Annotated in this window: 32 protein-coding genes; 19 read left to right on the top strand and 13 right to left on the bottom strand. The window is 74.1% G+C overall.

The genetic code is table 11. The features are described from left to right. On the top strand, nucleotides 1-415 hold a 415-nt coding region (locus tag SLP03_RS04025; protein ID WP_319459128.1), incomplete at its 5' end, for a hypothetical protein. A gap of 104 nt (nucleotides 416-519) precedes the next feature. Here the strand turns inward: SLP03_RS04025 and SLP03_RS04020 are convergent. Next, nucleotides 520-1,176 (bottom strand): hypothetical protein, encoded by a 657-nt coding sequence (locus SLP03_RS04020; protein ID WP_319459127.1) that lies wholly within the window; start codon nucleotides 1,174-1,176, stop codon nucleotides 520-522. 95 nt (nucleotides 1,177-1,271) lie between these two features. Here SLP03_RS04020 and SLP03_RS04015 point away from each other — a divergent pair, with 95 nt between their 5' ends. Then, a complete protein-coding gene (locus SLP03_RS04015; RefSeq protein ID WP_319459126.1) occupies nucleotides 1,272-1,886 on the top strand; it encodes a TetR/AcrR family transcriptional regulator in 615 nt (204 codons plus the stop codon). A 17-nt stretch (nucleotides 1,887-1,903) separates the two neighbouring features. Here the strand turns inward: SLP03_RS04015 and SLP03_RS04010 are convergent, their stop codons facing one another. The 3 genes from SLP03_RS04010 to SLP03_RS04000 all read right to left on the bottom strand — a co-directional run bounded on the left by SLP03_RS04010 (nucleotide 1,904) and on the right by SLP03_RS04000 (nucleotide 4,527). Then, nucleotides 1,904-2,311 (bottom strand): CoA-binding protein, encoded by a 408-nt coding sequence (locus tag SLP03_RS04010; RefSeq protein WP_319459125.1) that lies wholly within the window; start codon nucleotides 2,309-2,311, stop codon nucleotides 1,904-1,906. A 407-nt stretch (nucleotides 2,312-2,718) separates the two neighbouring features. Then, a complete protein-coding gene (locus SLP03_RS04005) occupies nucleotides 2,719-3,453 on the bottom strand; it encodes a hypothetical protein (protein WP_319459124.1) in 735 nt (244 codons plus the stop codon). 24 nt (nucleotides 3,454-3,477) lie between these two features. Then, nucleotides 3,478-4,527, bottom strand: coding sequence for an Rv2578c family radical SAM protein (locus SLP03_RS04000; protein WP_319459138.1), 1,050 nt, complete (start codon nucleotides 4,525-4,527; stop codon nucleotides 3,478-3,480). Nucleotides 4,528-4,618: 91 nt separating this feature from the next. Between SLP03_RS04000 and SLP03_RS03995 the strand changes: the two genes are divergently transcribed. Beyond that, nucleotides 4,619-5,038 (top strand): DUF393 domain-containing protein, encoded by a 420-nt coding sequence (locus SLP03_RS03995; RefSeq protein WP_319459123.1) that lies wholly within the window; start codon nucleotides 4,619-4,621, stop codon nucleotides 5,036-5,038. 4 nt (nucleotides 5,039-5,042) lie between these two features. On the opposite strand, the gene SLP03_RS03990 is transcribed toward SLP03_RS03995, so the two are convergent. The 3 genes from SLP03_RS03990 to trxA form a co-directional block, all read right to left on the bottom strand. Beyond that, nucleotides 5,043-5,954: an MFS transporter permease gene (locus tag SLP03_RS03990; protein WP_319459122.1), complete on the bottom strand. Its 912-nt coding sequence runs from the start codon at nucleotides 5,952-5,954 to the stop codon at nucleotides 5,043-5,045. Next, a complete protein-coding gene (locus SLP03_RS03985) occupies nucleotides 5,951-6,391 on the bottom strand; it encodes a hypothetical protein (RefSeq protein ID WP_319459121.1) in 441 nt (146 codons plus the stop codon). Before SLP03_RS03985 ends, SLP03_RS03990 begins: the two co-directional genes overlap by 4 nt. Nucleotides 6,392-6,563: 172 nt before the next feature. Next, nucleotides 6,564-6,926, bottom strand: a complete 363-nt coding sequence (trxA, locus tag SLP03_RS03980; RefSeq protein ID WP_319459120.1) for a thioredoxin — start codon at nucleotides 6,924-6,926, stop codon at nucleotides 6,564-6,566. 545 nt (nucleotides 6,927-7,471) lie between these two features. Here trxA and SLP03_RS03975 point away from each other — a divergent pair. From SLP03_RS03975 to SLP03_RS03925, 11 genes are all read left to right on the top strand, one after another. Next, nucleotides 7,472-7,987: a MaoC family dehydratase gene (locus tag SLP03_RS03975; protein ID WP_319459119.1), complete on the top strand. Its 516-nt coding sequence runs from the start codon at nucleotides 7,472-7,474 to the stop codon at nucleotides 7,985-7,987. A 98-nt stretch (nucleotides 7,988-8,085) separates the two neighbouring features. Further along, nucleotides 8,086-8,577 (top strand): hypothetical protein, encoded by a 492-nt coding sequence (locus tag SLP03_RS03970; RefSeq protein WP_319459118.1) that lies wholly within the window; start codon nucleotides 8,086-8,088, stop codon nucleotides 8,575-8,577. Between the two features lie 49 nt (nucleotides 8,578-8,626). Beyond that, nucleotides 8,627-9,250, top strand: a complete 624-nt coding sequence (locus SLP03_RS03965) for an RNA methyltransferase (RefSeq protein ID WP_319459117.1) — start codon at nucleotides 8,627-8,629, stop codon at nucleotides 9,248-9,250. A 74-nt stretch (nucleotides 9,251-9,324) separates the two neighbouring features. Continuing rightward, the gene (locus tag SLP03_RS03960) at nucleotides 9,325-10,011 is read left to right on the top strand and encodes a DUF6758 family protein (RefSeq protein ID WP_319459116.1); all 687 of its coding nucleotides are present in this window, start codon (nucleotides 9,325-9,327) and stop codon (nucleotides 10,009-10,011) included. 121 nt (nucleotides 10,012-10,132) lie between these two features. Continuing rightward, nucleotides 10,133-10,291, top strand: coding sequence for a hypothetical protein (locus SLP03_RS03955; RefSeq protein ID WP_172875759.1), 159 nt, complete (start codon nucleotides 10,133-10,135; stop codon nucleotides 10,289-10,291). Nucleotides 10,292-10,297: 6 nt separating this feature from the next. Further along, nucleotides 10,298-11,173, top strand: coding sequence for a PH domain-containing protein (locus SLP03_RS03950; protein ID WP_319459115.1), 876 nt, complete (start codon nucleotides 10,298-10,300; stop codon nucleotides 11,171-11,173). Nucleotides 11,174-11,276: 103 nt separating this feature from the next. Beyond that, a complete protein-coding gene (locus SLP03_RS03945; RefSeq protein WP_319459114.1) occupies nucleotides 11,277-11,978 on the top strand; it encodes a SigE family RNA polymerase sigma factor in 702 nt (233 codons plus the stop codon). Beyond that, a complete protein-coding gene (locus tag SLP03_RS03940; protein WP_319459113.1) occupies nucleotides 11,975-13,243 on the top strand; it encodes a hypothetical protein in 1,269 nt (422 codons plus the stop codon). Before SLP03_RS03945 ends, SLP03_RS03940 begins: the two co-directional genes overlap by 4 nt. A gap of 49 nt (nucleotides 13,244-13,292) precedes the next feature. Beyond that, nucleotides 13,293-14,159, top strand: coding sequence for a PHP domain-containing protein (locus SLP03_RS03935; protein ID WP_319459112.1), 867 nt, complete (start codon nucleotides 13,293-13,295; stop codon nucleotides 14,157-14,159). Between the two features lie 31 nt (nucleotides 14,160-14,190). Next, the gene (locus SLP03_RS03930; RefSeq protein ID WP_319459111.1) at nucleotides 14,191-14,805 is read left to right on the top strand and encodes a MarC family protein; all 615 of its coding nucleotides are present in this window, start codon (nucleotides 14,191-14,193) and stop codon (nucleotides 14,803-14,805) included. 146 nt (nucleotides 14,806-14,951) lie between these two features. Further along, nucleotides 14,952-15,791 carry a PD-(D/E)XK nuclease family protein gene (locus tag SLP03_RS03925; RefSeq protein WP_319459137.1) on the top strand — a complete coding sequence of 280 codons (840 nt, stop codon included), beginning with the start codon at nucleotides 14,952-14,954 and terminating at the stop codon, nucleotides 15,789-15,791. A gap of 7 nt (nucleotides 15,792-15,798) precedes the next feature. Here the strand turns inward: SLP03_RS03925 and SLP03_RS03920 are convergent, their stop codons facing one another. Together SLP03_RS03920 and SLP03_RS03915 are read right to left on the bottom strand one after the other, a co-directional pair. Then, nucleotides 15,799-16,662: an oxygenase MpaB family protein gene (locus SLP03_RS03920; protein WP_319459110.1), complete on the bottom strand. Its 864-nt coding sequence runs from the start codon at nucleotides 16,660-16,662 to the stop codon at nucleotides 15,799-15,801. 66 nt (nucleotides 16,663-16,728) lie between these two features. Beyond that, on the bottom strand, nucleotides 16,729-17,157 hold the full coding sequence (locus SLP03_RS03915) for a Fur family transcriptional regulator (RefSeq protein WP_319459109.1): 429 nt from the start codon (nucleotides 17,155-17,157) through the stop codon (nucleotides 16,729-16,731). A gap of 200 nt (nucleotides 17,158-17,357) precedes the next feature. On the opposite strand from SLP03_RS03915, the gene SLP03_RS03910 reads away from it, so the two are divergent. Then, nucleotides 17,358-17,840, top strand: a complete 483-nt coding sequence (locus SLP03_RS03910) for a DUF2231 domain-containing protein (protein WP_319459108.1) — start codon at nucleotides 17,358-17,360, stop codon at nucleotides 17,838-17,840. Nucleotides 17,841-17,855: 15 nt separating this feature from the next. On the opposite strand, the gene SLP03_RS03905 is transcribed toward SLP03_RS03910, so the two are convergent. Beyond that, nucleotides 17,856-18,221, bottom strand: a complete 366-nt coding sequence (locus SLP03_RS03905; RefSeq protein ID WP_319459107.1) for a hypothetical protein — start codon at nucleotides 18,219-18,221, stop codon at nucleotides 17,856-17,858. Between the two features lie 78 nt (nucleotides 18,222-18,299). Here SLP03_RS03905 and SLP03_RS03900 point away from each other — a divergent pair, with 78 nt between their 5' ends. Further along, on the top strand, nucleotides 18,300-18,482 hold the full coding sequence (locus tag SLP03_RS03900; RefSeq protein ID WP_319459106.1) for a hypothetical protein: 183 nt from the start codon (nucleotides 18,300-18,302) through the stop codon (nucleotides 18,480-18,482). 35 nt (nucleotides 18,483-18,517) lie between these two features. On the opposite strand, the gene SLP03_RS03895 is transcribed toward SLP03_RS03900, so the two are convergent. From SLP03_RS03895 to SLP03_RS03885, 3 genes are all read right to left on the bottom strand, one after another. Next, nucleotides 18,518-19,021: a flagellar biosynthesis protein FlgA gene (locus tag SLP03_RS03895; RefSeq protein WP_319459105.1), complete on the bottom strand. Its 504-nt coding sequence runs from the start codon at nucleotides 19,019-19,021 to the stop codon at nucleotides 18,518-18,520. A gap of 217 nt (nucleotides 19,022-19,238) precedes the next feature. Further along, on the bottom strand, nucleotides 19,239-19,595 hold the full coding sequence (locus tag SLP03_RS03890) for an FmdB family zinc ribbon protein (RefSeq protein ID WP_319459104.1): 357 nt from the start codon (nucleotides 19,593-19,595) through the stop codon (nucleotides 19,239-19,241). Between the two features lie 40 nt (nucleotides 19,596-19,635). Then, nucleotides 19,636-20,301, bottom strand: a complete 666-nt coding sequence (locus SLP03_RS03885) for a 5-formyltetrahydrofolate cyclo-ligase (RefSeq protein ID WP_319459103.1) — start codon at nucleotides 20,299-20,301, stop codon at nucleotides 19,636-19,638. Between the two features lie 83 nt (nucleotides 20,302-20,384). Between SLP03_RS03885 and SLP03_RS03880 the strand changes: the two genes are divergently transcribed. The 3 genes from SLP03_RS03880 to glp are packed head-to-tail and all read left to right on the top strand — an operon-like array spanning nucleotide 20,385 to nucleotide 24,883. After that, entirely contained in the window at nucleotides 20,385-22,604 is a 2,220-nt protein-coding gene (locus SLP03_RS03880) for a diguanylate cyclase (RefSeq protein ID WP_319459102.1), read from the top strand. A gap of 9 nt (nucleotides 22,605-22,613) precedes the next feature. Continuing rightward, a complete protein-coding gene (locus SLP03_RS03875; RefSeq protein WP_319459101.1) occupies nucleotides 22,614-23,573 on the top strand; it encodes a UTP--glucose-1-phosphate uridylyltransferase in 960 nt (319 codons plus the stop codon). Beyond that, nucleotides 23,570-24,883, top strand: a complete 1,314-nt coding sequence (gene glp / locus SLP03_RS03870; RefSeq protein WP_319459100.1) for a gephyrin-like molybdotransferase Glp — start codon at nucleotides 23,570-23,572, stop codon at nucleotides 24,881-24,883. The genes SLP03_RS03875 and glp overlap by 4 nt, the downstream gene beginning before the upstream one ends. The last annotated feature ends 1 nt before the right edge of the window (nucleotide 24,884 follow it).

Below are 24,884 nucleotides of genomic sequence, written 5' to 3'. Positions count from 1 at the left end.
GGTGCTCCTGGGCCTCGCCGCTCTTCTCCTCCCCACGGCCCTCGCCGGTGGCCTGGTCGCGTCCGAGCGGCTACCGCAGCTCACCGTCCGGTCGATGCCCCGGCCGCACCAGATGATCGCGGTGGGCGGGCCCGACGGCGGCATGTACGGCCTGACGATCGAACCAAAGAGCTCACAGGGGATCCACGTCAGCGTGGGCAGCTCCGATCCTCCGCTCGGCCGCCTCGTCCTGCGGATCTGCGCGACCGCCACGTGCCACCAGCCGGTGGCCGTTCCGCTGGTCGACATCCCCCGTACCTACAGCAACTGGCCCGGACGCCAGGCCAACGAACACTGGCTGACCGCGGTTAACTCGGACGGCCGCATGGTGGCGACGGACCTGTTCGGGAACCAGCTCGTGGTCGTCGAGCCCTGAGCGGCGCGGTTCAGCCCAGCCGGGTCAGCGCGCCCATGCAGTGGTGAGCGGGGCCGCGACGGTCACTCAACCAGAGGTAACGGTATCGACGTGGTGGAGCCGGCCTAGATGTCCTGGCCGGGGAGGGAGACCGTCAGATGTCGGCGGGCCCAGGCGACCAGCGCCTGCGGTTCGTCGGCGTAGAGCCGGATCTCGGTGACCGGCCCGCTCGGTCCCTCGGGCAGCGGGACGGAGAGCGGCTCGCGCAGCACGACGTCGACGCTGGTCTGGCTGCCGGCGCCGACGTTCAGGATCGTCGCCGCGTCGTCGTGCTCGATCTGAATGGCCCGGCTGGAGGGCAGCGAGCGGTATCGGGCGTCGACCCGGGCGACGGCCGTCCAGGGCACCAGGAAGTCGACCGAGAAGCCGTTGCGGACGCGCAGACCTGCGGTGTCGGCGACGTGCGGGTGGATCCGCAGGCTGGCGAAGAGGCCGATCATCCAGAGCAGACCCCAGACGCCGAGCGCGAGAGCGGTGTGCCGCACCGACGGCCACGGGACGGTGTGCCGGATGATCAGGTCGAAGATCGGGATCTCGATCGCGGAGAGCCCGATGAAGACACCGAGGATCGGCTTCACCACCCCGACGTAGCTGAACGCCTCGGCCCCCGGCGCGACCACGAGGGGCCGGCGCAGCAGCCAGCGGCCGAGGCTGCGCCACATGCCCACCTCGTACGCGACCGCGCGCCGCAGCAGCGTGACGGGACGACTCTGCTTCGGCACGGCCACCTCGCCCTCCAGGTCTTTTGCATTGCAGTTGCAACGTAACCAACGGGCGGCGGCGTGTCAATGCAGTCGTATTGTGAAAACATGGGGGCATGCCGAAACGGGTCGACCACCGGGAGCGCCGCAAGCTGATCGCCGACGCGCTGATGCGGGTGGCCGCCGAGCACGGGCTGGAAGCGGTCAGCCTGCGTCACGTGGCGACCGAGGCGGGCGTCTCCTCCGGGATGGTGCAGCACTACTTCCGCACCAAGGACGAGATGATGACCTTCGCGCTGTCGGTGGTCCACGAACACTCCGAGGCCCGGGTGACCCGGGCGGTCGCGGCGCTCGGCGACGCCCCCTCCCCGCGTACCCTGCTGCGGACCATGCTGGTCGAGCTGCTGCCCCTCGACGAGTCGCGCCGGGCGGACGGGCGGGTGGCGCTGGCGTTCCTGGCCTACACGGCGGTCCGCCCGACCGTCGCCGCCGCGCTGCACCAGGAGACCGCCGGGCTGCTCGCCTTCGTCGCCGGGCAGATCCGCCTCGCCCAGGCGGCCGGGACGGCCGACCGCCGCGTCGACCCGGACCGCGCCGCGGTCGGGCTGCTGGCGATCATGGAAGGGCTGGGGGTCTACCTGCTCGGCGGACACTACTCACCGGAGACCGCGCTCGCCGCGCTCGCCGCCCAGCTGGACCTGGTCCTCGGCCCCGACGAACCGGGGAAATGACCGGCGCGGCCGGCCGCTCAGCCGAGCCGGGTCAACCCGCCGGCCGCCCGCTCCACGATGAGACACCGGTCCTCGACGTAGTCGATGCCGGCCTCCTCGGCGATCCGCCGCGCCTCGGCCGAGACAATCCCCAGCTGCAACCACACCGCCGGGGCGCCGATCGCGACTGCCTGCCGCACCACGTCGACCGCGTCCCGCGCCGGGCGAAACACGTCGACCAGGTCGACCGGGTGCGGGATGTCGGCCAGCGACGGGTACGCCTTCTCCCCGAAGAGCTCGTCCACCGTCGGGTTGACCGGGATGATCCGCCAGCCGTACCGCTGCATCTGCAACGGCACGCGGTGCGCGGCCTTGGCCGGGTCGCGGGACGCGCCCACGACGGCGATCACGGCGGCATCGGCGAGGATCTGCTGGGCGGAACGCATCAGCCAACTCTAATCCCGCGACCGCCCCGCGTGCCGGCTCCGGCCGCGGTCGACCCGGCGGTGCAGCCGGGGTGAGTTCCAGCCCGGTTCCGATCGCCGCCCGCGCCGCCGGGCTGACCAGGTAGCGGCCAGGTCCAGTGCATCCCAGGGGACGTCCACCTGCGGATGTGGACGCCGGAGCTCGTCGGTCGTCGGCCGGTGCCACCGCCGGACCAGCGTGCAGCCGACGAGGACGGCGACCGGCAGGTACGCAAGCACGCCGAGCGGCGGGTGCCGGTGCCGTAGCCACGGGACGACCGGCCAGCCCCAGAGCAGACCGATGGCAGCGGCAGCCACCGTGGTGACCCGCTGGCGGCGCAGCGACGCGCGTCGATGATCTCCCGCGGCGGCAGCGTAGACCCGGCCGGTCAGCCGCCCGTCGCGAGCGCCTGCCGCAGTCGCGCGTACTCCTCATGGGTGCCGATGGCTGCCCGGTGCTCGGGGTGCGCGGCGTAGTGCCCGATCGCGGCGGCCAGTAACGCCGGCGCCACGGCCAACTCCCGGACCGGCAGCTGGACCCGCCGACGGGTACCCCCCCATCCCCGCCTCCTGACCAGGTCGGGGCGGGCCACCGGCAGCCGCAGGGCGAACGCCGGCGTCGACCCGAGCGGCGCGGCCCGGTCCAGCGCTTCCCACGGGACGACGACCAGCGGGTGCGGGGCGCCGGAGGCCACGCCCTCCGGGGTCAGCTCGACGAACGGCGCCCGCCGCCAGTACGCGGCGATCAACAACACGGCGGCCACCGGGTAACAGACGACGAACGGCCAGCGAAGCGGGTCCTCGACCGCCCGGTGCGCCGTGTCGACTCCCATGTAGGCGAACCAGCCACACAGGAGCGGCAGGACGTCGAGCGCGGTCCGCGGCGGCGCGAAGAACGCCCGCTCGCTCCCGTCGACCCGCAGGCCCTCGGTGCCGGGTCGCCGGAACAGCCCGCGGAGCAACGCCCCGAGGAAGAGGAGCGGCGGGAACAGGGTCAGCAGTTCCAGGGCGCCGCCGACCGACCCGGCCCAGATGGACAGCAGGCCGGAGCCCAGGCCCACCGTCACCGCGACGAGGACGGTGGTCCGGTGGCGGCGCAGCGCCACATCGATGATCTCCCGCACGCGGGGCAGCGTAGTGCGGCCCGGCTACAGAAGCGACAGCTGCTCGGCGGCGGGCGGCGCGGGGGGTGGGATGGGCAGGCGGCGGTTGTCGCCGACCTCGGCCCGGTGCAGCCCGTGCCGGCGGGCCGCGATCCGCACCCGCGCGGTCAGCTCCCGTTGGTACGCCTGCGGCGCGTACGCGCCCGCCTGGTAGAGCTGGCGGTAGCGGGGGACCAGGTGCGGGAACTCCCGGGCCAGCCAGTGCGCGTACCACTCGCGGGCGCCGGGGCGCAGGTGCAGGGCCAGCGGGGTCACGCTGGTCGCCCCGGCGGCGGCGGTCGCCGCCACGGTGGCCTCGATCGAATCGTCGTCGTCGCTGAGCCCGGGCAGGATCGGCGCCATCAGCACCCCCACCTCGAACCCGGCGTCGGTCAGCTGCCGGACGGCGTCCAGCCGTCGGCGTGGGCTCGGGGTGCCCGGCTCGACCGTGCGCCACAGCGCCTCGTCGACGAAGCCCACCGAGAAGGAGAGGCCGACCCGGGTCACCTCGGCGGCCTGGCGCAGCAGCGGCAGGTCCCGCAGGATCAGCGTGCCCTTGGTGAGGATCGAGAACGGGTTGGCGAAGTCGCGCAGCGCCTCGATGATCGGCGGCATCAGCCGGTAGCGCCCCTCGGCCCGCTGATAGCAGTCCACGTTGGTGCCCATCGCGACGTGCGCGCCGCGCCAGCGCGGGGCGGCCAGCTCGCGCCGGACCAGCTCACCGGCGTTGACCTTGACGATCACCTTCCGGTCGAAGTCCGCCCCGGCATCCAGGTCGAGGAAGGTGTGAGTGTTTCTCGCGTAGCAGTACACACAGGCATGTGAGCAGCCGCGATACGGGTTGATCGTCCACTCGAACGGGACGCGGGACTCCCCGGGCACCCGGTTGATGATCGACTTGGCCCGTACCTCGTAGAAGGTCATCCCGGCGAAGCCCGGAGTGTCGAAGGTGCGGGCGATCGCGCCGGGGAGCGCCAGCGGCAGGGGTGGAGCCGCTGGCGCTGCCCCGTCGGGAATCCCCTCGTCCGGGGGAGCGGAGAGGTTCTCCCAGCGCATGACCCTCATTCGAACATGCGTACTAAGGATGTGCAAGTGACCCGCCGAACACCGGTGCCCGGCACGCGTCCGGTGGGTGGAGGATGGGGGCATGGAGACGTCGACCTTCGTGTATGACGGCGACTGCGCGTTCTGCAGCCGCTGCGCCGAGTTCATCGAGCGCCGGATCCCGACCGGCGCCCGCGTGCTGCCCTGGCAGTTCGCGGACCTCGCCGCGCTCGGCCTGACGGAGGCCGAGTGCGAGGAGGCGGTGCAGTGGGTCGGCGCCGACGGCTTCCGCGCGTCGGGCCCCGACGCCATCGCCAAGCTGCTGGGCGCCAGCGCGCCACTGTGGCGGGTCGCCGGGGCCGGCCTGCGCTTCCCGCCGGTGCGGGCCGCCGCCTGGCCGGCGTACCGGTGGGTGGCACGGAACCGGCACCGGCTGCCCGGCGGCACCGCGGCGTGCTCGCTCCCTCAGGAGGCCCGCGAACGCCTCTACGGCCCGACCGCCCGGCCCACCGCCGGCTCCTGACCGGCTACGGCGTGGCCGGTCCCACCGCCGGCTCGGGGCCGATCAGGGCGGCCGGCGGCGATGCCTCGTCCTCCGGCGCGGTGGGCCGGCCCCGGTGGGTGAGGAGCTGGCGCGCCCACACCACCGGGCGGACCTTCTCCAGCGGCAGGAAGCTGGTCATCGCCACCAGGTGCGGGGCGAACGAGATGGTGATCGTCGCGACGGTGACCAGGTGGAACGAGTAGAAGTAGCCCACCGTCGCCAGCCGCCACCGTTGGGGCAGCACGAACACCACCGGGCTGAGCAGTTCGAAGGCGAGGATGCCGAACTGGGCCACGATCAGCAGGTGCGGCACCTGGGCGATCACGTCCGCCAGGTCGGTGCCGCGTCGGATGATCGCGCGGGCCAGCACCGAGCCGGTCGCCCAGTCCAGGCCACCGAAGCGGAACTTGGCCCAGGCCGCGAGGAAGTAGGTGCAGATCACCCCGATCTGGGTGACCCGCAGCGCCCAGCCGCCCGCCTCGGTGCGGGTCGGGTCCCCGTGCCGGGCCCGACCGGCGGTAGGGAGCGCGGCCAGCGCGACGAGCAGCCCGATCCGGTCGTGGTCCACCTTGCCGTAGCTCATCGCGACGATCATCCACTCGAAGTAGAGCGCGAAGACCGTCCAGCCGAGCAGCCGGGGCGCCCGTCCGGTCGCGGCGAGCAGGGCCAGCACGAGCAGCGCCCAGAAGATCGTGCCGACCAGCGCCGGGGTGGGGGTGGGCAGCGGGAGCAGCCGGCCGATCAGCAGCGGGTGGTACAGCTCGCCGGGCACGTCGACCCGGGTGCGGACCCACGGGGTGAAGACGACCAGGTCCGCGGCGACGAACAGGTAGACCAGGGTGCGGAAGGCGGCCACCCGGCCGCGGGGGACCGCCTCGGTCAGCCAGTCGGTCATCGGGTTGCCTGCCAGCGTACGGCCGTCTCGTCGGTCCACCGGCCGGTCGGTCGGCCGCCCCGGATGCCGTACCAGCGGATCACGATCCGCACCTCTACCAGCGCGGGCGCGGCGGGGTGGCGTTCGGCGTACGCGTCGGCGACCTGACGCAGCAGCGTGGGGTCGGCGCTGTAGCGGCCCTGCTGGCCCTCGATCTCGGCGCGCCGGATGCCGGTGGCGTCCTGGCCCAGTTCGACCACCGTGCCGGTGCGGTCGACGCCCTCGACGCGGGTGTCCGGGGCGGGTGCGTTCGGCGGGTCGGAGGTGGAGTACATCCGGAACGGCCCGAACGGGAAGTCGTCGTCGGTGCCCCGAACGGTGCCGACGAGAAGCAGTGCCAGCCCGAGCCCGGTCACGCCCAGCCGGACCGCGCGCCCGCGGGTGGTCAAGGTCTCCATCGGTTGGGGACGATACGGGATCCAGGCCGCCGAACGGTGTCCTTCCGTCGTCCACTCCTCGCTGACCGTGTCGCTGACCGGGAGGAGTCCGGGGTGGTAGGCGTGAGCCTCCGGAAACGGCGCCGGCCGGGCCCCCGAGCGGGGACCCGGCCGACGCCGGAGCGGTGGTGGATCAGTGCTTGTGTTCGGCCATCTGCTTGCGAACGTCGTCCATGTCGAGCTGCTCGACCTGCTCGATCAGGTTCTCCAGCGCGGACTCCGGCAGGGCGCCGGGCTGGTTGTAGACGATCACGCCGTCCTTGATCGCCATCACTGTCGGGATCGAGCGGATGTCGAACTTGGCGCCCAGTTCCTGCTGCGCCTCGGTGTCGACCTTGCCGAAGACGATGTCCGAGTGCTTCTCCGATGAGCGCTCGTAGACGGGGGCGAACCGCTTGCACGGGCCGCACCAGTCGGCCCAGAAGTCGAGCAGGACGATGCCGTTGCTCTCGGTCACCTCGTCGAAGTTGGCCGTGGTCAGCTCAACCGTTGCCATTGCACTCTCCGATCAGCGCGGATTACCTACGTCCACTGGAACCAGGGCGGGTGTCGTCGAATTCCCGACGGCGCCCCGTCGAAACACCGGGTGGCGGAACGGTGACCTGCGGCGGCATCGAGTGGGATCTGTCTATCCCGATCTGCGGAACGCAAGTGCACGACGCAGTTGCGTGACCAGATGTGATGGGAGCGTTTCCACGGAGATCAACCCGGTCGGGCGCTACGTATCGGTAACTTGGGCCTTGACAAGGAGTGATTAGCCCCGTGGAGATCGCTCCTATGGGCGGCCTCGGTCACGCTAGGTAATGTTACAAAAGGATAAATGTGACGCCCGTCTCTGTCCGACCGGCGTCGGTGTACGGCAGAATCTCTCGCATCAGAGCGTGGGCGGCGGGTGCCGGGGAGGGCCCCGCCGCTCATTGCGTCTCCCCCCGGTTGTGGCCGGTGTGACATTTCCTCGCCACCAGCGCCCCGGCGGTCCCCTTAACAAGCGGTAAGGCATGCTGTCCCGAACTCCATCGCCGCCCGTCGAAGGGGACAAGGATGCAGTTCGGCCGCTACTACGAGGAGTTCGAGGTCGGCGCGGTCTACCGGCACTGGCCGGGCAAGACGGTCACCGAGTACGACGACCACCTCTTCTGCCTGCTCACCATGAACCACCACCCGCTGCACATGGACGCCCACTACGCCGAGACGGCGAGCCAGTTCAAGCGCAACGTGGTGGTCGGCAACTACATCTACTCGCTGCTCCTCGGCATGTCCGTGCCGGACGTCAGCGGCAAGGCGATCGCCAACCTGGAGATCGAGTCGCTCCGGCACGTGGCCCCCACCTTCCACGGCGACACCATCTACGGCGAGACGACCGTGCTCGACAAGCGGGAGTCCTCCTCCAAGCCCGACCGGGGGGTGGTCGCGGTGGAGACCCGGGGCTACAACCAGGACGGCACGATGGTCTGCGTCTTCCGCCGCAAAATCATGGTCCCCAAGAGGGAGTACGCGGCCGCCGCCGTGCCCGAGGGCGTCGACCCGGAGCGGCCGAGTTTCCCCGAGCCGCGCTGACCCCACGCGTACGCCGAAGGACCTCTTCCCCGCCAGGTTCTGCCAGGGAAGGGGTCCTTTCTCCAGATCCGGGGCATATGCTGGCGCCGGAGGTCCCCATGAGCCACTCCGTCGCCGGAGAGCCGCCCTCTGCCGGACGCCGTGCCGCACCGCTGACCACCGCCGTCTACTCCACGGCGGAATGGGACCTGCTGACCGGCCTGCCGGGTCGGGTTCTCGTCGCCGCCGCCTCCCCGGGCCCCGGGCGCCTGCCCCGGGGGGTGACCGCCGGGCTCGCCGGTCTGGACGCCGTGGCGGCCGGCCGGGCCTTCGACAGCGACCTGGTCCGGGCCGTGGTCGCCGCCATCTACGCCCGCCACGACGGGGCTTCCACCGGGCGTGAGCGGCTCACCGACGTGGTCGACCTGCTGGCCGCCTGCCGGGCGGCGGCCCGCGTGCTCGAACGCCGCGCCGACCCGGCTGACTCGGCGGCGTACCGGCAGTGGGTGGAGTCGGTGGCGGCCCGGGTCTGCCGGGCCACGGCCGGCGAATCGAGCCCGGCCGACCGGCGGTTCCTCGACCGGCTCGCCGGTGCCCTCGGATTGCGGTGAGCGGGGTCCCGCCGGGCATGGCGGGCCCGGGCCGTACCCTCTGGAAACCGTGACCGGTGACCAGCTCGACGTGGGTGTGGGGCCGTGGCCCGGCGACCTGCCGGACGACCCGCGGTACGACCCCGACCTGCTCGCCGAGGGCGACCGGCGCAACGTGGTCGACCGCTACCGGTACTGGCGGCGGGAGGCCGTGGTGGCCGACCTGGACCGGCGTCGACACGACTTCCACGTGGCCATCGAGAACTGGCAGCACGACTTCAACATCGGCACGGTGGTCCGCAACGCCAACGCCTTCCTCGCCGCCGAGGTGCACATCGTCGGCCGCCGCCGGTGGAACCGGCGGGGCGCCATGGTGACCGACCGCTACCAGCACGTCCGGCACCACCCGACCATCGAGGAGTTCGTCGACTGGGCGACGGGCCAGCGGCTGCCGGTGGTCGGCATCGACAACCTGCCGGGCTCGAAGCCGCTGGAGAGCAGCACCCTGCCGCGTCGCTGCGTCCTCCTCTTCGGTCAGGAGGGCCCCGGCCTTTCGGACGCCGCCCGGTCCGCCTGCGACCAGCTCTTCTCCATCGCCCAGTACGGCTCGACCCGCTCGATCAACGCCGGCGTGGCCAGCGGCATCGCCATGCACGCGTGGATCCGCGCCCACGCCGCCCCGCCGCCGGACTGAATCCGCCGGCCGGCCCGCCGGCTCCGCTTGACGGACCGCCCGCGCGGGGTGACGGTGGGGGTGTGAGTGTCGCGATGAGTTGTCCGAGATGTGCGGGCCCGGTACGGGAGCCGGACCTGATGCACGGTGAGTCACGCTGCCTGCGGTGCGGCCCGGTGTCCCCACTGTACGTGCCCGAGCACATCGGCGCCGAGATCGTGGCGAGCGTGGTCGAGCAGGTGACGGCGGCCGCCGATCCGCCCGACCGGCCGGGCGTCCCGCTCTGGTGCCCCTGGCCGCTCCCGCCCGGCTGGACGCTGACCGGGGTGGCCTGGGCCGGGGACGAGCGCAGCGGCGTGCGGGCCACGGCGGTGTCCTGCGCCGGTCCGGCCCCGCTCGACGGTGGACCGGCCGACCTGCTGTTCGTGGCGGAGGAGCCGGGCGTCGGCCTGGGCTCCCGGTTCGCCGGCCTGCCGGGCCCGGACCCGGGGCCCGAGCTGGTGGCGGCGTTGACCGATCCGGGCCCTGGCCACGCCGAACGCGTACCGCACGCCAAGATCCGGGTGGGCGGCCATCCCACTCCACTGTGGCTGGTGAATTCCCCGACAGATCGAAGCGCATACGCCGGCGAAGCTCGGGGAATGTGGCTGCATGCGATAGCCTGGCCGGCGAGTGCGGGTCACCTCCTCGCGGAAGAAGTCGTGCTGCACGACCTCGCCGAGTGGACTCCGCCCGAACTCGTGTACGGCGCACCATCTCCGTACCTTCACGGAGCGGCCTGACAGGCCGGTCCGGGTGGGGCCGGAGTACGAACCGCAGATATTCACTGTACGACACCATACTGGTACTCTGGGTACCCCCGGTGATAATGGGGCCCGGCGCCGCGCGAGAGGATGGCCCGCCATGGTCAAGAAGGTCCTCACCTGGGCCCTGGTCGCATTCTTGATCTTCTTCGTCGCGTACCGGCCGAACTCCGCCGCGGACGTCGCCAAGTCGCTCGGCGGCGGCATCATGGACATCGCTCAGGGCTTCGGCGACTTCTTCACCAGCCTCGTCGCCTAGCCGCCGATGGGAAGCCCCTCCGGTCCACCCTTCGACCCCGACGATCCCGACCGGGAACGCCGGGAGCGCGACACCGAGCCGATCCCCCGGATCGGGCCCGACGACGGTCCCGGCTACGGCTCCGGCGCGGGCCTCGGCGACGGTCCCTCCCTTTCGGACGATGTCGGCTACGGCCCGGGCCCCGGCTACGCCGGCCAGGGACAGTCCGGCCGCACCTGGATCCGCGACCCCGAGGCCGGCTACCAGCAGCCGCAGATCTCCGAGGATGAACTGGCCGGCCTGCGGGCAGGCGCGGGCGGCATGGCGCCCCGCCGGGTGCTGCCGCTCGAGGACGAGCCGAGCGTGCTGGCCGCCCGCTACCTGTTCCCCACCGAGCGGTTCCGGGGCGAGTGGAAGCGGCACTGGATCTACATCGCCAAGCCGCTGGTGGTCGGCATCGCGGCGACCTTCGTGCTCGGCTACCTTTCCGGCTTCCTCGCCGGGCGGGACGTGGGCACGCTGACCACCGTCGCGGTGCTGCTCTGGTTCGTGGTGATCGGCTGGGTCGCGTGGCAGGTCGCCGAATGGTGGTACAACCGGTTCATCCTCACCAACAAGCGGGTGATGGTGGTGGACGGCATCATCACCCGGCGGGTGGCGATGATGCCGCTGGTCCGGGTCACCGACATGAAGTACGAGCAGACGCCGAGCGGCCGGGCGCTCAACTACGGCACCTTCGTGCTGGAGTCCGCTGGCCAGGAACAGGCGCTCCGCGAGATCAAGCACCTGCCCAACCCGAACGAGCTCTACCTGCGTGTGGTCGAGGAGATGTACGAGCCGCAGGCGGTCGAGGCGCGGTTGGGCAAGGAGGCGGACGAGGCCAAGGCCGACGACGGGGCGTGAAACTTTTCGTCCGAACATCGGAGGAACTGCGCACCATTTGCCGTCGACCCGGCCCTCGCGGCCGTGGCAGCCTGCTCTGAAGGACGGGGCGCGGAGGTGAGCGGTGGCGAGCAGGGACCAGCTTGAGGAGGAGTTCCGCGAGTTCGTCGCGGCCCGCTCCGGCGCGCTCCTGCGCACCGCCTACCTGCTCGCCGGGGACTGGGCGACCGCCGAGGACCTGCTCCAGACCGCGCTGACCAAGACCTACCTGGCCTGGAAGCGGCTCGGCGGGATCGAGGCCATCGAGCCGTACACCCGCCGGGTCCTGGTCAACACCTCCACGAGTTGGTGGCGGCGCCGCTGGCACGGTGAGCGCCCCACCGACGTGCTGCCCGAACGGGCCGGTGTCGACGAGATCGAGCAGCAGCTCGACCGGGACGCGCTCTGGCGGCACCTGAGCGCGCTGCCCGCCCGGCAGCGGGCCGTCCTGGTGCTCCGCTTCTACGAGGACATGTCCGAGGCGCAGACCGCCGCCCTGCTGGAGATCTCGCCGGGCACCGTCAAGAGCCAGACCTCGCGGGCGCTGTCCACCCTGCGCCGTCGGCTCGGTTCCCAGGCCGCCCTCGGCCTGCCGGCCGAGCCGGAGACGTCGCTCGCCCGGCCGGCACCGGGTACCCCGGAGCGCCCCCGACCGGCGGCGGCCCCGAACCCCACCACCGCCCCGACCCGCGCGGTGGCCCAGCCCGCGCCCGCGGCCCGGCCGCCCGCCCGCACCGGCCGCCCGGCCGCCGCCCGGGCCGCCACCGTCCCGGCGGAGACCCGATGAGCCGGACACCGAACCCCTGCGACAACCAGACCGAGGGTCCGAAGCGTCCATTCGCCGTGACGCAGGACGAGCTGGAGCGGGCGCTGCGGGAGACCTTCGCCCGCCGGGTCGCCGCGTCCGGGCCGCTCGCCGCCGACCCGGCCGCCCTGGCCATCCGCCGGGCCAACCGGACGGTACGCCGACGCGCCCTGACCGGTCTCGCCCTGGCCGGCGCGGCCACGGTGCTGGTCACCACGGGCATGGCCCAGCTCGACGACCGGCCCAGCCAGCAGGGCACGCCGACGGTGGTGCTCGGCGATCCCGGCAACCCGTCGGCGTCGCCACTGCCGACCGCGTCGGTGCCGGCGCCGCCGCTGAGCGGGCCGGTCCGGGCCGAGCTGGATCTGATCATCGGCTCCTGGCTCGACGGCAGCGGCGGCGAGCGGCGGGACCTCACCGGCGTGGGCCCCGTCGACCGGGCGCAGCGGGTCGCCGACCACGGGGGTTGGCTGGTCACCTCGGTGGAGACCGCCGCCGGTCGTACCCTCTGGTGGGTGTCGCCCAACGGCAGCGCGCCGCAGGTGCTGCTGGCCGGCGCCGACGCGATCGCGCTGGCCCCGGACGGACGGCAGGTCGCCTGGCGCGACGGCCCGGACGTGCTCGCCGCCGGCCTGGTCGGCGGCCAACTCGTCGCGACGGTCCGCACGCCCGCCCCGGACGGGACGGTGCCGGTCGGCTTCGCCGGCGACGCCGTCCTGATCCGGCAGCCCGGGCAGGGTGGCTTCACCGTCTGGCGCCCGTCGGCCGGCGTGCTGCCGGACGCCGCCGAGCGGAGCGTGCTGAACGTCTACGGCGTGCTGCCCGACGGTCGGGTGGTCGCCCAGGTCTCCGCCGGCACGCCCGGCCGGCCCTGCCTGGCCCTGCTCGACCCGGCCCGCGGCCTGGCCCCGGCGCGCACCGGCTGCGGTCCGGAGCTGGGCACCGACGGCCGCGGCGGGGTCTCGGCCGACGGGCGGTGGCTGCTGGTGAACGGCGTCGGCAAGGGTGCGCTCCTGGTGGACCTGCGCACGCTAGGCGCGACCGTGTCGGCCCGGGCTGCCGGGCCGGCGGTGACCGGCGTCGTGGCCTGGACGCCGACCGGGACCGCGCTCCACGTCGACGGCGCCGGCGGGCTCGTCCGGGTGCGGGCCGAGCGGGTGCTGGCCGGCGAGCGGCCCGGCGCCACGGCGGTCGCCGGCGTCGCGCCCGGCGACCGGCCGGTCCTGGTCAGCGACACCGTCTCCTGACCCGTCGGCCCGCCCGGCCGGGGGTGGCCGGGACCGGTAGCGTCGACGGATGACCGCGGCCCCCAGGATCGACCTGCACACCCACTCCACGGCCAGCGACGGCACGCTCACCCCCGCCGAGCTGGTCCGGGCCGCCGCCGACGCCGGGCTCGACGTCGTGGCCGTCACCGACCACGACACCACCGCCGGCTGGGACGCCGCGGTACGCGCGCTGCCGCCCGGGCTCACCCTGGTCCGCGGCGCGGAACTCTCCTGCCGCTGGTACGGCGTCGAGTCGGCGATCCCGCTGCACCTGCTCGCGTACCTCTTCGACCCGACCGAGCCGGAACTGGTCGCCGAGCTGGCCCGGGTACGGCTGGCCCGGGAGGTGCGCGGCGAGCGGATCGTGGACCGGCTGCGGGCCGACGGCATCGACGTGAGCTGGCCGGAGATCCTGGTCGGCGCGGGCGGCGGGACGGTGGGCCGGCCGCACATCGCCCAGGCGCTGATCCGGGCCGGATTGGTGGCGACCACCACCGAGGCGTTCGGGCCCGAGTGGCTGGGGGAGCGGTACCGACTGCCCAAGGAGGACATCGAGGTCTTCCGGGCGGTGGCGCTGGTGAGGGCGGCCGGCGGTGTCCCGGTCTTCGCCCACCCCCGGGCGACCCGCCGGGGTCGGATCGTGCCGGACGAGCTGATCGTCGAGCTGGCGGCGGCCGGGCTGGCCGGCCTGGAGGCCGACCACGAGGACCACTCGCCGGCCGAGCGGGCCCACGTGCGCGGGCTCGCCGCCGAGCTGGGCCTGCTGGTCACCGGGTCGTCGGACTTCCACGGCACGCACAAGACCGTCCGGCTCGGCGCGCACACCACCGATCCCGAGGCGTACGAGCGGATCGTCGCCGCGGCCGGCGGAGTGACCCCGGTCGCTTCGGGCTGACCCCCCTGGACGGCACGGCTACCGTGTCCGGGTGGATCTCAAGCTGTTCGGCGAGGTCTTCGTGACCCTGCTGGTGATCGTCGACCCGCCGGGCATGATGCCGATCTTCCTCGCCCTGACCGGGCCGCTGCCCGCCCGGGACCGGAACCGGGCGGCCTGGCAGGCCGTCGCGCTGGCGCTCGGGGTGATCGTGATCTTCGCGGTGGCCGGGCAGACGATCCTCGCCTACCTGCACGTCGACCTGCCGGCGTTGCAGGCCGCCGGCGGCCTGCTGCTGATCCTGGTCGCCCTGGAGCTGCTCACCGGCAAGGCGGACGACCCCAGCCAGCAGGTGACCTCCAACATCGCGCTGGTGCCGCTGGGCACCCCGCTGCTGGCCGGACCGGGCGCCATCGTCGCCACCATGCTCTTCGTCCAGCGGGCCGGCGGCCTGGCCGACTACACCGCCATCGCCGCCGCGATCGTCGCGGTCATGGTGGCGGTCTGGGTCGTGCTGCGCTTCTCCGGCGTGATCGTCAAGATCCTCCGGCCGGGCGGGATCGAGGTGCTGACCCGGATCGCCGGCCTGCTGCTGGCCGCCATCGCGGTGCAGCTCATCGCCGACGCGATCGCCGCCTTCGTGACCCAGTACCTCACCATGACCTGACCGGTCCGGCCCGCCGCCGCCCGGTGTCGTACCGGGGTGGCAGGATCTCAGGCGTGCGACGACCCTCCCCGACCGGACGACCGGGCACCGGCGGCCGGCCACCCCGGCCCCGCGCCGAGCAGGCCGAGCAGCTCGGCTTCGATGGCATGCCGGAGCGGCTCTTCGTCTGCACCCCCAGCAAGCTCGGGGCGTACGCGGACTGCCCGCGTCGCTACCGCTACTCCTACGTCGACCGTCCGGCGCCGCCGAAGGGCCCGCCGTGGGGGCACAACTCGCTCGGCGCCAGCGTGCACACCGCCCTGAAGAACTGGTACGCGCTCGCCCCGGAGCGCCGCCGGCCGGAGGCGCTGGCCGGGCTGCTCAAGGGCACCTGGGTGCGTGAGGGCTACCGCGACGACGAGCAGGAGCGGGCGGCGTACCGCCGGGCGCTGGCCTGGCTGGAGTCGTACGTCGCCGGCCTGGAGCCGGGGGACGAGCCGGTCGGTGTGGAGCGGGTGGTGGCGGTCAAGACCGGGGTGCTGGCCTTCAACGGCCGGGCCGACCGGATCGACTCCCGCCCCGGCGCGGAGGGCCCGGAGCTGGTCATCGTCGACTACAAGACCGGCCGCACCGGCCTGGACGCCGACGACGCCCGCGGCTCGCAGGCCCTCGCGCTCTACGCGTACGCGGCCGAGCGGGTCTTCCGCCGGCCCTGCCGCCGGGTCGAGCTGCACCATCTGCCCACCGGCACGGTCGCCGCGCATGACCACACCACCGAGTCGCTGGCCCGCCAGGTCACCCGGGCCGAGGAGACGGCCCGCGACATCATGGCCGCCGAGCGCGCGGTCGCCGACGGCGCCGACCCGGACGGGGCCTTCCCGGCCACCCCCGGCGCGCGCTGCGGCTGGTGCGACTACCGCCGCAGCTGCCCCGCGGGTGCGCAGACGCCGGGCAAGGACCCGTGGGCGGCCGTCGAGCGGGCCACCGAGCCCGGCGACCAGGGCTGACCCCCGCTCAGGCGGCCTCGGTGGTGGCGGCGCGACGGGCCGCCCGCTCCTTGGCGGCCTGCTTTGCCGGCCCCTCCCGGTAGCGGCGGGGCAGCGCCGCCAGGGCGAGCCGGAGCGCGCGGACGCTCAGGTCCGCCGAGAGCGCGGTGGTGGGCAGCCCCAGGCCGCCGTACATCCGGCGCGCCCAGGCCGGCAGCAACCCCAGCGCGGTGCCGGCGATCCCGAAATACGCCCACCGGGGCGGACCGAGGTGCAGCCCGAGCTTGACCGGCAGGCTGAGCTTCCACGGGATCGGCGGCGCGGTGAGGAACAGGGCGGTCTCCGCGGCCTCTTTCGTCATCCGCAGGTCGCCGCGGATCCGCCGGTAGTAGTCGTCCACCTCGGCGGCGGTCCCCGGCACGTCCGCCGGATCCAGCCCGACCAGGGCGGCCGCCCGGCGCTGCTCGGTGTAGTAGCCGTCCACCTCGTCGTCGGTCAGGGGCAGCCCGGCCCGGCGGGCGGTGCTGACGAAGGACTCGACCTCGGTGACGTGCACCCAGCGCAGCAGCTCCGGGTCGTCGACCCGGAACTCCTCGTCGGTGAACGGGTCGCGGGCCCGCAGCCGGGCGTGCAGCGTACGCAGCCGGCGGCCGGCCGCCTCCGCCTCGGCCGTGGTGCCGTAGATGGTGGTCGCCACGTAGGTGGAGGTGCGGACCAGGCGACCCCAGGCGTCGGTCTGGTAGCTGCTGTTCTGGGCGACCCCCGCCATCGCTCGCGGATGCAACGCCTGCAGGTAGAGCGAACGCAGGCCGGCGACGATCAGGATCGGCTCCTCGTGCACCTTCCACGTGACCGATCCGGGACCGAAGAGGCCGAGGTCATCGGAGTCCACCGCCCAAGAGTGCCACGCTTCCGGACCCTGCCCGTGCCTGGTGTGCGCGGGCGGGTCGGGACCACGTCAGTCGTCGGCGGAGCGGCGTGCCTGGCAGGTGGGGCAGAGGCCCCAGAAGGTCACTTCCGCCTCGTCCACCTCGAAGCCGTGGGCGGTGTTCGGGTCGAGGCAGGGTGCGCTGCCGGTCGCGCAGTCGATGTCGGCGATCTCGCCGCAGCCCCGGCAGACCACGTGGTGGTGGTTGTCCCCGGCCCGGGCCTCGTAGCGGGCGGGACTGCCGGCCGGCTCGATCCGGCGGGACAGCCCGGCCCGGGAGAGCGCGCCGAGCACGTCGTAGACGGCCTGGGTGGAGACCGAGTCCAGCCGCTCGCGGACCCGGCGGGTGATCTCTTCGACCTCCAGGTGGCCCCCGGCGGCGAGCACGTCCAGCACGGCGAGGCGCGGCCGGGTGACCCGTAGACCCCTCGACCGGAGCAGGTCCTCACCACTGGACATGGAGGTAATGACAGCACGGGTCCGTCGGGGCGACAAGCGAGCTGCGGCAGGGGTGGCCCGGGCCACAGCGGACCGGTGGACGCGGTCTCCGGTGAACCTCGACCCCGGCTCCCGCGTGTACGGGGATGACAAACAGCGACGGCCGTCACAGCGTCGTACGCTGATCGCCCGCGGTACCCGTCCACTCGCCGGAGGTGTCGGTGTTCAGGGAAGTCAATGGTCTGCCGGGTCACGTGCTGGTCATCCACGCCGTCGTGGTGCTGGTGCCGCTGCTGGCGCTGCTCTCCGTCGCGTACGGGGTGCTGCCCGGCTGGCGGTCCCGCTTCGGCTGGGCGGTGGCCGTCCTCGCCGTGCTGACCCCGATCGTCGCCTTCGTGGCCACCCAGTCGGGCGAGGAGCTGGAGGACGCGCTCAGGAAGCGGGGCTACCCGCCGGAGGGCCTCCAGAAGATCCACGAGCATTCCGAGTACGGCGACAAGCTGCTCTGGCTCACCGTGGGCCTCGCCGTGGCGGCGCTCCTGCTGCTGCTCCTGACCAGCGGACTCGAGCGGGTGCGCGGGCTGCCCTCCTGGCTCGTCTGGGCGCTCACCGCGGTGGTCGCCGTCCTCGCGGTGTTCGCGCTGGTGTACGTCTATCTCACCGGGGACAGCGGCGCCAAGATGGTCTGGAGCAACATCGTCTGACGCCGGGCCGCCGGCTCAGAGGATCACCCGTGAGCAGAGCAGGCAGACCAGGAGGACCAGCACCACCGCGACCACCGCGCCGATGCCGTAGGTGAACCGCTGGGCCTGCTGCTCGGCGCCGTCCATGCCGGCCACGTCCTGCGGCGGGAGCTGTCGCGGCGGCGGCATCTGCAGGTGTACCGGCGGTCGCCAGCCGGGCGGCGGTGGCGTGGTCGGCGGGGGACCGGTGTAACCGCCCGGCCCGGCGGCGGTCGCGCCGGGCGTGGGCCCGTCACCGGCACCCGCGCCCGCGGTCGGCTGGCTGGTTTCGTCCGTCGGCGGCTGGTTCGGCGGGCGCCGCCAGAACTCGTCCCCGGGGCTGGCTCCGCTCGGCGTCGTCACGTCGTCCGACGCTACCAACGGCTCGGCCGGCCGGCCGCCCGACTCGACGGGGGCGTTGCGGCGGTATCCTTGCCGCTCGTGAGCACCGGAGACCCCGGCGTGCCGGACGCACGCGGCGACGACGACCGTACGGTCGACCTCAGCGACGACTTCGTGGTGCTGCCCGAGCAGACGGCGGACGACACCGACCGAGGCTGGGGCGAGCGGTCCGGCGGCAACGACGACTGGCTGCTCGCCGAGCGCCCGCCGCACTGGGACTGACCCGGTCGTCACGGGGTCGACGCGACGCGGCCGGTTCAATCCCGGACGACCACGGCGAACCTGCTCCCCTCGGGCAGGCCGACGGCGCGCTGGGCCTGCTCGGGCCGGAGCGCCAGGTAGAGCGCCGACGAACCGTCGACCGTGTCCCCGCCCACCACGTCGAGCACCAGCGCCCGGGTGGCGAGGAGGACGGCCGCTCCGGCCGCCCCGCCGCCCGGCACGACCAGCAGGTCCACCCGGGCGCCCGGGCGGAGCACCGCGAGGGCGGCCGGCTCGGCCAGCCGGACCGGTACGCCCACCGAGCCGCCGGGCAGCGGCAGCGCGCCGCCCCTCGCCCCCGGAGCGGCGGCGGTGGGGCTGGCGGGCGGGGTCGGACCGGAAGCGGCCGGAGTCGTCCCGGGTGGGCAGCCGGACGGCGTCTGCAGGACGGCGGCGGCCAGGCCGAGCAGCATCGCGACGAGCGCCACCCGGAGCAGGGTGCCGCCCCGGGGCAGCCCGCGCCAGCGCACCGCACGCAGTGATCCCTCGCTCGCCGTCACGCCAGCGCCTCCCGCCTCGCCGCCCCGGCGCCGCCGTCCGGACAGCGCCCGGTCAGCAGGTTAGGAGCGGGAGACCCGGGAATCAGGCCCTGGCCGGGCCGTGGACAACCGGCCGCCTGTGGACAACCCCCGCGTCGGCGGGGCGTGTGCTACGTCCGAGCGGATCCGGGGCTGGCGCCGGGGGCGAACCGGCGTGCCGCCGGCCGGCCCGGCCGGGTCAGGACGAGGAGCTGGAGGTGCTGGCGGCCGGGGTCTTGGTGGATCCGCCGCCGGTCGAGCCGGACGAGCCGGTCGACGTGCCGCTGGAGGAACCGGAGTCGCCGCCGGTGGAGGACTCCGACTTCGCCGGCTTGCTCGGCGCGGCGTCCGAGCCGGCAGACCGCGAGTCGGTGCGGTAGAAGCCCGAACCCTTGAACACGATGCCGACCGAGTTGAAGACCTTGCGCAGCCGCCCCTCACACGCCGGGCACTCGGTCAGCGGCGCGTCAGAGAACGACTGCACCGCCTCGAGCTGGTGGCCGCACGTGGTGCAGGCGTACTGGTAGGTGGGCACGTTCTCCTCCGGATCTGGCACGGCCGATTGGCACTCGACGTATTCGAGTGCCAATGGTGCGTCATCGGACCCGGGTTCGTCCAGTGGAAGCGGGCGGTCCCGCACCGGGTGCCTCCGCAAGGGTACGCAGCCCGTCGACGGGCCCGATCACGGCGCGGACCGGGCGGTCGTGCGGCTGGGCGGGCACGCTCTCCACCAGCTCCCCGTCGTGCAGCAGCGCCACCGTGACGGCCGTCACGGGCACCCGGGCCAGCGCCCGGTCGTACGAGCCGCCGCCGCGGCCCAACCGCAGCCCCCGGTGGTCCACCGCGAGGGCCGGGACGACCACCAGCCCGGCGTCGGCCACCGCCGACCGGCCCAGCAGGGGGCCGGCGGGCTCCCGCAGCCCACGCCCGGCCGCCACCAGCGACCCCGGGTCCGTGTACGCCGCCCAGTCCAGGTCCAGGTCGTCGCGGAGCACCGGCAGCAGCAGCTCGGCCGCCGGCTCCAGCGCCGCCCGCAGCACCGCCGGCAGGTCCGGGCCGCCCGGCTCCGAGCCGACCGGGACGTACGCGGTCATCCGGGCCGGGCGCAGCCGGCGTACCAGGGAGACCAGCTCGGCCTGGACGCGCGCCGCCGCTTCCGCGCGCTCGGCATTGGTCAACGATCGGCGGTGGGCGAGAAGTGCGATCCGCAGGTCCCGCTTCGCCTCATGCGTCACATCCGCTCCATCAGAAAATTCCGGCACGCAACACTCCTGACGCAACGCTTGTCTCTCCGTCGCTCTGTGTCAGCATCGCAGCATCGGGCGCGGAACTTCCGGGGGGAAGCTTGACGCTACGCGGGCGGTTGACGGGGGCGTTCCTCACGGTGGTGCTCGGCCCCGTCCTGCTCGGCGCGTTCTTCGTCGGCTCCACCATGTCGGCCGTCGACCGGGGCCGCTCCACCGAGCGGCTCGGGCTGGCCGCCGCCGGGGTGCGTACCTCGGTGGACGCCCTCTGCCAGCAGCTGCGCGCGGCGGCCGACGCGGTCGCGCTGGTCACCGACCCGGCGGCCCGACCCGGCGCGGCGACCCAGGTGGTCAGCCGCGGCCTGGCCGCCGCCGTCCGGGTCGCCGACACCGCCGGCCGGACCACCTACGCCACCCCCGGCGGCCCGGCCGAGCCCTGGCAGGACTGCTCCGGAGCGCCGCCGGCCACCGGACCGGTCCGCGCGCTCGCCGCCCGGGTCCAACTCCGCGATCCCGCCGGCGCCGACCTGGGCACGGTCGCCGCCGCCCAACCCGTCGACCCGGCGTTCGTCGCGCGCCTCGCCGCGGTGACCGGCGTCGCGGTCACCCTCCTCGACGCCCGGGCCGGCCCCGTCCGGCTCGCCCACACCACCGAGAACCGGGGGGTACGTGCGGCGGTGCTCGCCGCCGCCGACCGGGTCGACGGGGACCGGGTCACCGAGACCGCCGACGGCCGGTACGTCCGCCGGGTCGGCCCGTCCCCGGGGCAGCCGCTGCCGCTGGTGCTCTCGGTACCCGGGGAGCGACCGCCCGGCCTCTACGCCGCGCTGGTCGGCGCGGTGGTGCTGGCCGCGCTGCTGGCGGTGCTGGCCGCCTGGCGGCTGGCCCGGGCCACCACCCGGCCCCTCGTCGAGCTGGCCGGCGCGGTGGACCGGGTGGCGCACGGCGACCTGACCGCCCGGGTGCCGGTGCGCAGCCGGGACGAGATCGGCCGGCTGGCCCTCGCGTTCAACCGGATGACCCGGGAGACCGGCACCTACGTGACCGCGCTGACCAGCAGCCGCGATCAGCTGCGCGGGCACCTGGCCGTGCTCGGCGACACCCTGGCCAGCACCCACGACCTGCAACGCATCCTGCGGGTGATCCTGCACAGCGCGATCGCGGCGACCGGCGCCCGGGCCGGGGCGGTGCTGCTGCTCGACGCCGGCGGTGTGCTGGTCGGCCAGTGCGCCGAGGGGCTGGAGGGGCGCTGGCCCGTGGCCGACCCGGCCGACCCGGCGACGCTGCGGGTGCCGGTGGGCGCCGGAGTGGTCGGCGCGGTGTTCGCCACCGGGGAGCCGCCGCGCGGCCGGTGGGAGCCGACGACCGAGCCGACCGGGGAACCGCTCTGCGAGACGTACATCGCGGTGCCTTTCGCGGCGCCCGGGGCGGCGGAGTTGGGCGGGCGCGCCGGCCCCGACCGGCCGGGACACCCGCCGGCCGGGGCGGACGGTGACGGCGGCCCGGCCGGTGGCGGGACGCTGGGGGTGCTGGCCCTCTACGACCGGCTCGGCGCCGACGAGTTCGACGACGACGACCTGGAGACGCTGCGCACCTTCGCCGGGCACGCCGCGGTCGCGGTGGACAACGTGCGGGTGCACGAGGAGGCGCAGCGGCTGTCGCTGACCGACCCGCTCACCGGACTGTGGAACTACCGCTACCTGCGGGAGTCGATCCGGCGTGAGGTGGAGCGGGCCAACCGGTTCGGCCGGATGCTCAGCGTGCTGGCGCTGGATCTGGACCGGTTCAAGGACGTCAACGACACCTGGGGCCACACCGCCGGGGACGTCGTCCTGGTCGAGTTCGCCCGCCGGGTACGCGGGGAGATCCGCGAGATGGACCTGGCCTTCCGGCACGGCGGCGAGGAGTTCGTGGTGCTGCTGCCGGAGACCGACGCCCGCGGCGCGGCCATCGTCGCCGAACGGCTCGGCGCGGTGGTCCGGGACAGCCCGGTGCCGGTGGACGGGCACTCGGGCGAGCCGTTGCTGGTACCGGTGACCGTCTCCATCGGCATCGCCGTCTACCCCGACCATGCCGCCACCGGCCAGCAGGTGCTGGACGCGGCGGACGATGCCCTGTACGCGGCCAAGGCCGCCGGCCGGGACGGCTACCGGCTGGCGCAGCCGCCGGACCCGACACCCGCGCAGGAGATCCCGGTGGTGGCCGGGGCGGTCAGCCCGCCCGACGGACTGCCCCGGGCCGGCGCCGTGGAGGCCGCGGGCGGGGGCCCGGGCGGCGCGTCTTCCGGTCCTCACCCGCCGCGGCAGAGCCGTGGCCGATAGTCTCGCGACATGTCGGAGCACTCAGCGAACCTCTCAACGGCCGCCGCGACCGGTCGTCCGCGCGCGGTCAAGGCCGTCATCCCGGCCGCCGGCCTGGCCACCCGGTTCCTGCCGGCCACCAAGGCGGTGCCGAAGGAGCTGCTGCCGGTGGTCGACCGACCAGTGCTGCAGTACATCGTCGAAGAGGCCACCCAGGCCGGCCTCGGCGACGTCCTGCTGATCACCGGGCGCGGGAAGACGTCGATGGTGGACCACTTCGACCGCCGCCCCGACCTGGAGGCCCGGCTGGAGGAGAAGGGCGACACCAAGACGCTGGAGGCGGTGCGCCGCCCCAGCGAGCTGGCCGAGATCTACACCTGCCGCCAGCCCGACCAGCTGGGCCTCGGCCACGCCGTCGGGTACGCCGAGTCGCACGTCGGCGACCAGCCGTTCGCGGTGCTGCTCGGCGACGAGTTCGTCAAGCCGTCCGAGCCGCTGCTGCCCGCGATGCTGGAGCTCCAGGCCCGCACCGGCGGCGTCGTGCTGGCCTTCTTCGAGGTCGACCCGGCCGACACCAAGCGCTACGGCATCGCCTCCGTCGAGCCGGCCGAGGCCGAGCTGACCGACGTCGGCGAGGTCGTCAAGGTCACCGGCATGGTGGAGAAGCCGAAGCCGGAGGACGCGCCGAGCAACCTGGCCGTCCTCGGCCGGTACGTGCTGCCGGGAAAGATCTTCGACGCGATCCGGCGGACGAAGCCGGGCAGCGGCGGGGAGATCCAGCTGACCGACGCGATGGAGCTGCTACGCACCGAGGGGGTGCCGGTGCACGCGATCGTCTACCGGGGCACCCGCTACGACACCGGCATGCCGCTGGGCTACCTCCAGACGGTCGTGCAGATCGCCGCCGAGCGCGAGGATCTCGGCACCGAGTTCCGCAAGTGGCTGGCCGAGTTCGTCAACTCCGACGCGTCGGGCGGTCCCCGTACATGACCGCGACGGCCGACGCCGAGGCGGCCGCGAACGAGTTGACGCCGCTCGCCGACTACCTGGGCAGCGTGCTGCGCAGGTTACGCGCGCTGCCTCCGCTCGACCTCGACCTCACCCAGGCGTACGGCAACGTCCTCGCCGAGGACGTCGTCGCGCCGCACTCGTTTCCCGCCTTCGACCAGTCGGCGGTGGACGGGTACGCCGCGCGCTGGGAGGACATCTCCGGAGGGAGCCGGGGGCCGGGATACGTCCCGGCCCCCTCCGGTACGCCCGGCGGCCACAGCATCCGGCTGAACGTGGTGGGCGACCTGGGCGCGGCGAGCTGGCGGCCGGTCCGGCTCACCCCGGGCTCGTGCTTCTCGGTGGCCGCCGGCGCGCCGCTGCCCATCGCCGCGGACGTGGTGGTCCCGGTGGAGTGGACCGACCAGGGCATGGCCGCGGTGGAGATCTTCCGCGCCCCCAATCGGGGGTACGGCGTCCGCCGCGCCGGTGAGGAACTGCCCGCCGGCACCCTGCTCGCCCGGGCCGGCACGTACGTCTCGCCGGCGCTGGTCGCCGTCTTCGCCGCCACCGGCATCGGGCACGTGGTGGTCCGGCCCAGCCCCCGGGTGGTCATCGTGGCCACCGGCGACGAGCTGGTCGACGTGGGTCGGGGCAGCCAGCCCGGGCAGGTGGTGGACGCGAACTCGCACGCGCTGACCGCCGCCGCGGCCGAGGCGGGCGCGCTGGCGTACCGGGTGGGGATCTGCGACGACGACCCGGACGGGCTGCGCGGCCTGCTGGAGGACCAGACGCTGCGGGCCGACCTGATCGTCACCACCGGCGGCACCGGCACCGGGCCGGGCGACATGGTCCGTCGGATCCTGTCCCGCCGGGAGGGCGGCCGGGCCGGCCCGGTGGCCTTCACGGAGGTCGCCCTCTATCCCGGAACGGCCCTCGGATTCGGTACGGTCGGCGCCGAGGAGGTGCCGGTGGTGTGTCTTCCTGGTGAGCCCGGTGCGGCGCTGATCGGCTTCGAGGTGCTGGCCCGGCCGGCCATCCAGCTGCTCGCCGGGGCGGAGCCGGTGTTCCGGCCCAGCGTCCGGGCGCACCTGCTGGAGACCCTCTCCTCCCCGGTGGGGCTGCGCGAGTTCCGCCCGGCGCACGTGGCCGAGCGACGCGGCGGCGGGTACACGGTGCAGCCGCTGAGCGGGGGGCCGTTCACCCTCTCCGGCCTCGCCGAGGCGAACGGGCTGCTGGTGCTCGGCGAGCGGGTCACCACCGCCGCCGCCGGTTCGACTGTGGACGTTCTTCTGCTGGACCGGCGTCGGTGAG

Source organism: Micromonospora sp. RTP1Z1 (assembly GCF_033804685.1).
In the GTDB taxonomy this organism is placed as follows: domain Bacteria; phylum Actinomycetota; class Actinomycetes; order Mycobacteriales; family Micromonosporaceae; genus Micromonospora.
This window is presented reverse-complemented; position numbering and strand designations above follow the sequence as displayed.